The 8,495-nt window shown below is 70.9% G+C and carries 10 protein-coding genes; 3 read left to right on the forward strand and 7 right to left on the reverse strand.

What is annotated here, in order from left to right; translation table 11 throughout:
- Window positions 1-71: 71 nt before the first annotated feature.
- The 6 genes from AC1DXK_RS05745 to mdcA form a co-directional block, all read right to left on the reverse strand.
- Window positions 72-998 (reverse strand): acyltransferase domain-containing protein, encoded by a 927-nt coding sequence (locus AC1DXK_RS05745; protein WP_457105001.1) that lies wholly within the window; start codon window positions 996-998, stop codon window positions 72-74.
- Window positions 995-1,654 carry a malonate decarboxylase holo-[acyl-carrier-protein] synthase gene (gene mdcG, locus AC1DXK_RS05750; protein ID WP_457105002.1) on the reverse strand — a complete coding sequence of 220 codons (660 nt, stop codon included), beginning with the start codon at window positions 1,652-1,654 and terminating at the stop codon, window positions 995-997. Before mdcG ends, AC1DXK_RS05745 begins: the two co-directional genes overlap by 4 nt.
- Window positions 1,647-2,363, reverse strand: a complete 717-nt coding sequence (gene mdcE / locus AC1DXK_RS05755) for a biotin-independent malonate decarboxylase subunit gamma (protein ID WP_477297133.1) — start codon at window positions 2,361-2,363, stop codon at window positions 1,647-1,649. The genes mdcG and mdcE overlap by 8 nt, the downstream gene beginning before the upstream one ends.
- Window positions 2,350-3,279, reverse strand: coding sequence for a biotin-independent malonate decarboxylase subunit beta (locus AC1DXK_RS05760; RefSeq protein WP_457105004.1), 930 nt, complete (start codon window positions 3,277-3,279; stop codon window positions 2,350-2,352). The genes mdcE and AC1DXK_RS05760 overlap by 14 nt, the downstream gene beginning before the upstream one ends.
- Window positions 3,280-3,281: 2 nt before the next feature.
- Entirely contained in the window at window positions 3,282-3,590 is a 309-nt protein-coding gene (gene mdcC / locus AC1DXK_RS05765) for a malonate decarboxylase acyl carrier protein (protein ID WP_457105005.1), read from the reverse strand.
- Between the two features lie 198 nt (window positions 3,591-3,788).
- Window positions 3,789-5,435, reverse strand: coding sequence for a malonate decarboxylase subunit alpha (gene mdcA / locus AC1DXK_RS05770; protein WP_457105006.1), 1,647 nt, complete (start codon window positions 5,433-5,435; stop codon window positions 3,789-3,791).
- Window positions 5,436-5,663: 228 nt separating this feature from the next.
- Here mdcA and madL point away from each other — a divergent pair, with 228 nt between their 5' ends.
- From madL to AC1DXK_RS05785, 3 genes are all read left to right on the forward strand, one after another.
- A complete protein-coding gene (gene madL, locus AC1DXK_RS05775; RefSeq protein WP_457105007.1) occupies window positions 5,664-6,122 on the forward strand; it encodes a malonate transporter subunit MadL in 459 nt (152 codons plus the stop codon).
- A gap of 17 nt (window positions 6,123-6,139) precedes the next feature.
- On the forward strand, window positions 6,140-6,904 hold the full coding sequence (madM, locus tag AC1DXK_RS05780; protein ID WP_457105086.1) for a malonate transporter subunit MadM: 765 nt from the start codon (window positions 6,140-6,142) through the stop codon (window positions 6,902-6,904).
- 112 nt (window positions 6,905-7,016) lie between these two features.
- On the forward strand, window positions 7,017-7,685 hold the full coding sequence (locus AC1DXK_RS05785) for a GntR family transcriptional regulator (protein ID WP_457105008.1): 669 nt from the start codon (window positions 7,017-7,019) through the stop codon (window positions 7,683-7,685).
- A 57-nt stretch (window positions 7,686-7,742) separates the two neighbouring features.
- On the opposite strand, the gene AC1DXK_RS05790 is transcribed toward AC1DXK_RS05785, so the two are convergent.
- Window positions 7,743-8,225: a GNAT family N-acetyltransferase gene (locus AC1DXK_RS05790; protein WP_477297137.1), complete on the reverse strand. Its 483-nt coding sequence runs from the start codon at window positions 8,223-8,225 to the stop codon at window positions 7,743-7,745.
- Between the last annotated feature and the right edge of the window lie 270 nt (window positions 8,226-8,495).

Genomic DNA, 8,495 nt, shown 5'->3' on the forward strand with positions numbered 1-8,495 from the left:
CGAGGCCTTGCGCACATCACCGTAATAGTAGGGCACCGGAGGCGGCGAACCGCCAAGTAGGCGCGGCGTGACTAAGGCCGCGCCAGCCATTCGGTGACGCCTGCAAGCGAGCGGAATTCGTCGACGGCGTGGACCCGCGCGTCCGGAAGCGCCGTCCGAGCCATCGTCGCGAGGGCATGGCCGGGACCGAGTTCGAGGACACGGTCTGCGCCGTATTCCCGGCAGGCGTCCAGGCAGGCGGCCCAGTCGATCGTATGCGAGATCTGAAGCGCGAGCTTCTCCCGCCCGTCCCCGTCGCGGAAGACCGCCGCGCCGTCCAGACCGCTGAGGAGACGCGGCGCGCCGGGCGGCGGACGGCACGGGGGCGCCTCGGCGAGCGCCCCCCGAAAGGCCGCCGTGGCGTCGGCCAGCAGGGGCGTGTGCGAGGGGGTGTGGACCGGGAGGATCACGGCCCGCTGCGCCCCGGCGCCGATGGCCTCGCGGCACAGCGCCTCCAGGGCCGCGCGCGGGCCGCCGACCACCCCGCTGTCGGCGGCGTTGCGGATCGCGAGGTGGCAATCGTGGCGCGAAGCCAGGTCGTCGAGCACGGCGAGGGCGAGGCCGCGGATCCCCGCGAGGCCGAACCCGGCACCCGAGGCGGCATCCATGGCCTCCGCGCGACGGGCGGCCAGTGTCAGGACGTCCGCGTGGCCGAGGCGTCCTGCGATGCCCCAGGCCGCGAGGTCGCCGATGCTGTAGCCGGCCACGATCACCCGGTCCGGTTTCGCGTCGCCCAGCGCCTGCCAGGCGGCCAGAGCGGCCACGCAGCAGAGGATCTGCCCGGTCCGGTTCGCGTGCAGCGCGTCACCGCCCGCGCGGGCGAGATCACGCGGGTCGGCGCCGTCGAGGAGCGGCTTGGCGGCCGCGAACACGTCCTGCGCGGCCGGGTGATCGGCCGTGATGGCGAACATCGCGGCGTGCTGCCCGCCCTGGCCGGAGAGGAGAACCGCGAGGGTCATGCAGGCTCCCGCTCGCGCAGCGACGCGACCGGACGGAGATCCAGCCGGTCCAGGCCCTTGGCGAGGATCGATCCGTCCTGCGGTGCGTCGCGCAGTTCGCGCCAGTGCAGGCCGGTGCCGTCCGGCAGCAGGATCTCGCCGTCGATGCCCATCGGCGCCGCCTCAGCGACCACGGCAATGCCATCGAGCAGGCCCCGGGATACCGGCAACCGGCAGGGCCAGAGCAGGTCGAGGTCGGAGGTGGGGCTCAGGTAGGTCAGGCCGGTGAACGCCTGCCAGAGGAGGCTGCCGAACGGCCGCGGCGCGGGTCCGTGCCGATCTCCGAGAGCCGTCAGGGCCGCGAGACTCGCCCGCCAGGGCGATGGCGCTTGTGCGGCGGCGTCGGCCAGCCTGATCGGCGCGACGCGGGTCAGCGCGGCCTGTGGCAGCGCGAGGCCGATCCGCCGCTTTCCGTCGGCCGGCGGCAGGGGCAGGCCGAGGGGGATCGCCTCCCCTGTTTCCCCGGGCACCCGGCGCCGGACGATCAGCGGATGGCCGGCCGCCGCCCAGCCCGCGAGGTGCGGGAGCCCGCCGAGATCGGGCCGACCCGCGAGCCAGGCCGTCCAGGCCGCCGGATCGGCGCGGACGAGGTCGTGCCGCCTGAAGGCCTCAGCCAAAGCGCGCCTGCTCGGCGACCGCGGCGGCGACGGTGCCCGCCACCGGCCGCCCGCCCCGCTCCGCGCCCAGGCGGTCGCGGACATCCCCGGGCGGCATCCCACCGATGAGCGCGCGGATCTGCCGTTCGAGGGATTGGCTCGGGTCCAGGACGGCGTGGACCGCACCGGTTGCCACCATGTTGTCGAGGCCGGGTGCGAAGACCGGTGTCGACTGCGCCATCTCCTCGAGCTTGGCGAGGGGCAGCTTGGTCACCCGCGCGACCGAGGGCAGGTCCATGACGCTCGGGTTGGCGCCGGGCAGAGCCGCCAGCACCCGGGTGGCGAGCGCCGTGGCGATGAAGGCCCCGGCGGCCGAGTGACCGTAGATCAGCCCGATCGTCGGATGGCCCGACCGGTCGGCCAGGAGCAGCACCTTGGCGAGATGCGCGAGGCACTCGTTCAGGCCGAGGAGCTCGTCGCGCCGGCTCATGCGCTGGCTGTCGGAATCGACCGCCACCAGGATCGGAGCCCGGTCGCCCGCCCGCACCGCGTCGAGCACCGCGCGCGATAGGGTCAGGGTGCCCTCGACGCCGAGCGGCGTGTCGCCGTCGACGCCAACGACGTGGATCCGCCCGCCCGCAAAGGGGCCGGTGCCGGTCACGAGGCCGTCGCGAACCTCGACGGCGTGACCGTGTGGGAACAGCGCGGCGAGGATCTCAGCGAGCGTCATGATCGGCCTCCCGGCTGCGGGTCACGGTCTCGACGAACGCATCGGTGTCCATCGCCGGCACGGCATCGGGATCGTTGACGCCGAGCCGCGCCCAGACATCCGTGGCGTCGCGGCAGGCGCCGTAGCGGTCGATCCGGGATTCCAGGCGCGCCTGCTCGGCCTCCAGGGTCGCGAGGTCGAAGGCCGGCGCATGGTCGATCAGCGCGAGGGCCGCCGTCCGGAAGGACGCGACGGTGTCGGCGCAGAACGCGTCGGCGCCCCCGATCAGCCGGCGGTGCTTGCCACCCATCGTGCGCCAGACCAGCGCCCGGTCGCGGGAATCGAACTCCTCGGCACCCTTGTTGGTCTCGATCACCTCCGGACCGGAGACCGAGATGCGGCCGCCCTCCGAGACGGCCAGCCGCGAGCAGGTGCCGGCGATGAGCCCGCCGCCGCCGTAGCAGCCGGCCCGGCCGCCGATCAGGCCGACGACCGGGATGCCGGCGGCACGCACCTCGACGATGGCCCGCATCGTCTCGGCGATGGCGGTCTCGCCGGCATTGGCTTCCTGCAGGCGGACACCGCCGGTGTCGAACAGGATCAGCACCGCCTTCGGCTTCAGGTTTAGGGCCGCGCGGAGGAGACCGACGAGCTTGGCCCCGTGCACCTCGCCGAAGGCCCCGCCCATGAAGCGGCCCTCCTGGGCGGCGATCAGGACCGGGCTGCCGCCGAGGGTCGCCCGGCCCACCACGATGCCGTCGTCGAAGGCGCGCGGGAGATCGAACAGCGGCAGGTGCGGGCTCATGCGCCGCTCGGCCGGTCCCAGGAACTCGCGGAAGCTTCCGGCATCGGTCAGCGCCGCGACGCGCTGGCGCGCGGTGGCCTCGTACCAGCTCAGGGCGTCCGGATCGAAACGCGCGGCGCGGTTGCCAGCCATGGTCAGGCCTCCATCAGCCGCGCGCCCTGGAGCAGGCGCAGGGACACGGTGTCGGGGCGGGCGCCGCCGTCGTTGATGCTGATCCGGATGCCGCCGGGCTGCGCCCGCGCGATGAAATCCGCCACTACCGCTGCCCAGACGTCGCCGTAGCCGGCGATCGGTGTGTCGATGGCGACTTCGCAGGCATCCGGCGGGAGCACCCGCTCCAGCAGGATCTCCAGGTTGCCGGAGGCGACAACGCCGGTGATCGCGCTCGGAACCGTGCCGGGCAGCGGCGTCTTGGTGGTGTGTCGGAAGGTCAGGGATTCCATGGCCGGTTCCTCGCGGGACGATCCGTCATCCAATCGGGACACCTCATCGTGAGGTGGGCAAGCGTAGCGGAGGCCACGACGGCCGATATCCGAAGGGCCGCGATCCCTGGGGAGATCCTCCGAGGCCGGGCTGCCGCCCCGCCCCTCGGGACGAGGGTGGGACAGCCGTGTGTCGCGTCCGCGCCGTCGGTCGCCAACCTACCAGTTCCGGAACCGGGCGGGCGGCTCGTAGAGCCCGCCGGACCAGTGGACGAGGTCCTTAATCGATTTCGCGGCGAGCAGCGCCCGGTCGGCGTCGAGGGGCTCGATGCCGAGATCTTCCGGGCGGCGGATGATACCCCGGGTACGCAGGTCCTCAACCTTCGCCCGGTCGCGCCCCCGTCCGACCTCGGTGTAGCCGGCAACGCCCCGGATCGCCTGCTCGCGCTCGTCGGCGTCCCGGCACAGCAGGAGGTTGGCGATGCCCTCCTCGGTGACGATGTGGGTCACGTCGTCGGCATAGATCATGACGGGGGCCAGCTCGAGGCCGATCGTCTTCGCCAGTTCGAGGGCGTCGAGCTTCTCCACGAAGGTCGGCACCAGCTTGTCGCCGAAGGTCTCGACCATCTGCACCACCAGCTTGCGCCCGCGCATCAACGCCGGGTCGCCGACGATCTGGCCCTCCCGTCCCGCCTTCATCCAGGGATCGGACGGGTGCCGCCGTCCGTGCGGATCCGAGCCCATGTTCGGGGCGCCGCCGAAGCCGGCGACCCGCGACTGCGTCACCGTCGAGGAATGCCCCATCAGGTCGATCTGGAGGGTCGCACCGATGAACATGTCGCAGGCGTAGAGGCCGGCGGTCTGGCAGAAGGCCCGGTTCGAGCGCAGGCTCCCGTCCGGTCCGGTGAAGAAGATGTCGGGCCGCGCACGGATGTATCGGTCCATCCCGACTTCCGAACCGAAACAGTGGATCTGCTTGACCCAGCCCGACTCGATCGCCGGGATCAGCGTCGGGTGCGGGTTGAGCGCCCAGTGGGTGGCGATCTTGCCCTTGAGGCCGAGCCTCTCGCCGTAGGTCGGCAGCAGCAGCTCGATGGCGGCGGTGCCGAACCCGATGCCGTGGTTGAGGCGGCGGATACCGTACTCGGCGTAGATCCCCTTGATCGCCATCATGGCGATCAGGATCTGGGTCTCGGTCATGGCGGCCGGGTCGCGGGTGAACAGCGGCTCGACGTAGAAGGGCTTGTCGGCCTCCACCACGAAGTCGATCCGGTCGCCCGGGATATCCACCCGTGGGACCCTGTCGACGATCTCGTTGACCTGCGCGACCACCACTCCGTTCTTGAAGGCGGTCGCCTCCACGACGGTCGGCGTGTCCTCGGTATTCGGTCCCGTATACAGGTTGCCGTCCCGGTCGGCCGACACGCCCGCGATCAGCGCCACGTTGGGCGTGAGGTCGATGAAGTAGCGGGCGAACAGCTCCAGGTACGTGTGGACCGCCCCGAGTTCGATCTGGCCGCCGTACAGCATCTTGGCGATCCGCGCGCCCTGCGGGCCGGAATACGAGTAGTCCAGCCGTTTCGCGATACCGATCTCGAACACGTCGAGATGCTCCGGAAGCACGATCCCCGACTGGACCATGTGCAGGTCGTGGATCTTGTCGGGATCGCAGGCCGCTAAGCCGCGGGCCAGGCAATCCGCCTGCTTCTGGTTGTCGCCCTCGAGGCAGACGCGGTCGCCGGGTCGCAGGACCGCCTCCAGCAGATCGACGACCGCCCTGGGCGGCACGACCTTGCCGTCCGCATGCGTGCGGCCCGCCTCGATCCGCGCGTCGCGTGCGAGGCGCTCGCTCTGCCAACCGGTCATACGCCCGCCCTCTCTCGGTATGCTCACCACCAACTAGCTAAGGAGTGGAGTATTTTCAAACCCGCCTTCATCACAGTTTCGTATACGGGATTGCCGTCAAGTCAATGTCCTGCATACAATAACAGAAAGGCCACCGAGCCGACAGGGAAGGAGACGCTCCATGCCGAGCGCGTCGATCCGGCCGCCAGCGCGCGGTGACAAGCGGATCACCGCGAAGGGCCAACGCCGATGATCGTCCTCGGTGTCGCCCTGCTCGCAGCCTGCACGCTGATCGGCGTGTATCTCGGTGACCTTCTGGGGCTCGCCCTGGGCGTGAAGGCGAATGTCGGCGGCGTCGGCATCGCCATGATCCTGCTGATCGCGGCCCGCCTGTGGCTCTCCCGGCGGGGGCGCCTGACCAAGGGGGTCCAGTTCGGCGTCGAGTTCTGGGCGGGCATGTACATCCCGATCGTGGTGGCCATGGCGGCACAGCAGAACGTGGTGGCGGCCGTCAGCGGCGGCCCGATCGTGCTCATCGCCGCGACCGGATCGCTGGTCCTGTGCTTCGGCGCGGTGGCACTCCTCAGTCGCTTCGGCCGGCGCGATCCCGGCAGCGCCACGGTCCAGCACGGCGGGTCCGTAATCGGCGGCGAGACCGAGCCGGCTCCGACGGCAACGGCCGACGCGTCCTTGGCCAGGAAGGGGTGAGCGCCATGGGATACGACATCTGGCACGGCATCGAGCACGTCTTCATCGAGCAGAGCCTCGTGGCCGCCTTCGCGGTCGTCGGCGCGCTGATCCTCGTCTCCAATCTGGCGGCCAGGCACTTCACCAACGGACGCGTCCATGGATCCGCCATCGCCATCGTGCTCGGGCTGATCCTCGCCTATGTCGGCGGCCTCTCCACGGGCGGGAAGAAAGGGCTTGCCGATATCCCGGCCCTGGCCGGGATCGGGCTCATGGGCGGGGCGATGCTGCGCGACTTCGCGATCGTCGCCACGGCCTTCGAGGTCGATGTGATCGAGGCGCGCCGCGCCGGGCTGCTCGGCGTGCTGGCCCTGGCCCTCGGCACGATCCTGCCGTTCATCGTCGGCACGCTGACCGCCGTGGCCTTCGGCTATCACGACGCGGTCTCGATCACGACCATCGGCGCCGGGGCGATCACCTATATCGTCGGCCCCGTCACCGGCGCGGCCATCGGGGCCGATTCCACCGTGATGGCGCTCTCGATCGCCACCGGCGTTACGAAGGCCGTGATGGTGATGGTGGGCACGCCCCTGGTGGCCCGGCTGATCGGCCTCGACAACCCGCGCTCGGCGATGGCGTATGGCGGACTGATGGGCACCGTCAGCGGGGTCGCGGGCGGCCTGGCGGCCACGGATCCCAAACTCGTGCCCTACGGGGCGCTGACCGCGACCTTCCACACCGGAATCGGCTGCCTCGTCGGACCCTCGATCCTGTTCCTGACGGTGCGAGCGCTGGTAGGCTGAGGCCCGGGGCGCGGGATTCTTTCCTCTCGGTCGACGGATTAGGCTGTTGTGTTGCGCCGTCATCCTGGGAGTATGGCGTTCGCGCGTGGCAGCGCGTGTCCGGGAACGGTGAATGCACGGCGAGTTCCAGAAGATCGACAGCGGGCTCCTCTCGGATCGGATCCGGGACGCCCTCACCGATGCCATCGCATCGGGGACGATCGCCGCCGGCACGGCGCTCGACGAGCAGAACCTCGCGCAGCGCTACGGAGCCTCGCGCACGCCTGTCCGGGAGGCCCTGCGGCAACTGGCGGCCTCCGGACTAGTGGAGATGCGACCCCGCCGGGGAGTCGTGGTCGCCCGGCTGACGCCGCAGCGAATCGCCGACATGTTCGAGACCACCGCCGAGATCGAGGCGATGTGCGCCCGGCTCGCCACCTACCGGATGACGCCCCTGGAACGGGGCCAACTCATGGAACTCCATGAAGAATCGGCCGCAGCCGTCGAGGCGGGCGACGTCGACGCCTACGATCGCTTCAACCGCACCTTCCACGAGGCGCTCTACACGGCGACCCACAATGGCTTCATGGCCGAGCAGGCGCTGGCAATCCGGGAGCGGCTCGCCGCCTTCCGCAGGACACAGCTGCGCCACGCCGACCGGATCCGCCGATCGCGGGAGGAGCATGGCGAGATCCTGGCGGCGATCGCGGAGGGCGACGGCGAGACGGCGGCTCGACGGATGCGCGCCCATATGCTGCGGGCGGCGGCGGCGCTCGGGCGCTACATCGCCGAGACCGGGTGACAGGGGGCGCCCAGGCCTGTCTTGCGCAGCCAGAATCGTTCGGCGCGCGCCGACGGGTCAGTCCAGATCCAAGTGCCAGAACTGATTGAATTCAGTCGCACTGTATTGACCGAAAGCTGCGCCGTTCGCGAAGCCGCGGCATCGGTAGAGTGCGAGAGCCGGCTCGAACGCCGGTCCGCTGCCGGTCTCGAGGCTCAGACGGCGGACACCCCGGGTGCGGGCAGCGGCGATGACGGTCTCGAGGATGGCCGAGCCGGCGCCCTGACGCAAAAATTCGGGATGGGTCCGCATGGACTTCACCTCGGCGGTGCCGTCCGGCAGCATCTTGATCGCTCCGACGGCGGCCACGCGATTCGCGCGCCACGCCGTCCATACGGTGACCTCCGGGGCCTGCAGGCCCGAGAGATCGAGGGCGAACACGCTGCCGGGCGGCGAAGCGGCTTGCATGCCGGCTAGGTGAAGGGCCAACACCAGACGCGTCTGTTCGCCGGACAGGTCGTCCTGCTTGATCTCGAGAGCGCTCACGGGATGCGCGCTCATAGGCCCTCAGGACCAGCCGCCATTCTGCTGCAGGACGGATGAGCGGGGCGTCATCGGGTGACCGATGGCCTCGATGACCGGCGGCTTCGATTCGACGGGCCGCGCCACCGCCCTCACCCGCGCGACCCGGCGCCGCCCAGCGCCTCGGCGAGCTTGCCGATCCGCTCGGCCGCGCGTCCGATTCCGGCTGCGGCCCGCTCGGCATCCTCGGTCCGCCCGCGCTCGGCGGTCTCGGCGGCCGCGCGCAGCTCCGCGACATTCGTTTCCAGC

Source organism: Methylobacterium sp. P3_A11 (assembly GCF_056403155.1).

What these genes read in the sequence shown, in the direction of transcription:
- AC1DXK_RS05745 (WP_457105001.1), bottom strand. Translation starts at nt 998, where the DNA reads ATGACCCTCGCGGTTCTCCTCTCCGGCCAGGGCGGGCAGCACGCCGCG.
- mdcE (WP_477297133.1), bottom strand. Translation starts at nt 2,363, where the DNA reads ATGACGCTCGCTGAGATCCTCGCCGCGCTGTTCCCACACGGTCACGCC.
- AC1DXK_RS05760 (WP_457105004.1), bottom strand. Translation starts at nt 3,279, where the DNA reads ATGGCTGGCAACCGCGCCGCGCGTTTCGATCCGGACGCCCTGAGCTGG.
- mdcC (WP_457105005.1), bottom strand. Translation starts at nt 3,590, where the DNA reads ATGGAATCCCTGACCTTCCGACACACCACCAAGACGCCGCTGCCCGGC.
- mdcA (WP_457105006.1), bottom strand. Translation starts at nt 5,435, where the DNA reads ATGACCGGTTGGCAGAGCGAGCGCCTCGCACGCGACGCGCGGATCGAG.
- madL (WP_457105007.1), top strand. Translation starts at nt 5,664, where the DNA reads ATGATCGTCCTCGGTGTCGCCCTGCTCGCAGCCTGCACGCTGATCGGC.
- AC1DXK_RS05785 (WP_457105008.1), top strand. Translation starts at nt 7,017, where the DNA reads ATGCACGGCGAGTTCCAGAAGATCGACAGCGGGCTCCTCTCGGATCGG.
- AC1DXK_RS05790 (WP_477297137.1), bottom strand. Translation starts at nt 8,225, where the DNA reads ATGAGCGCGCATCCCGTGAGCGCTCTCGAGATCAAGCAGGACGACCTG.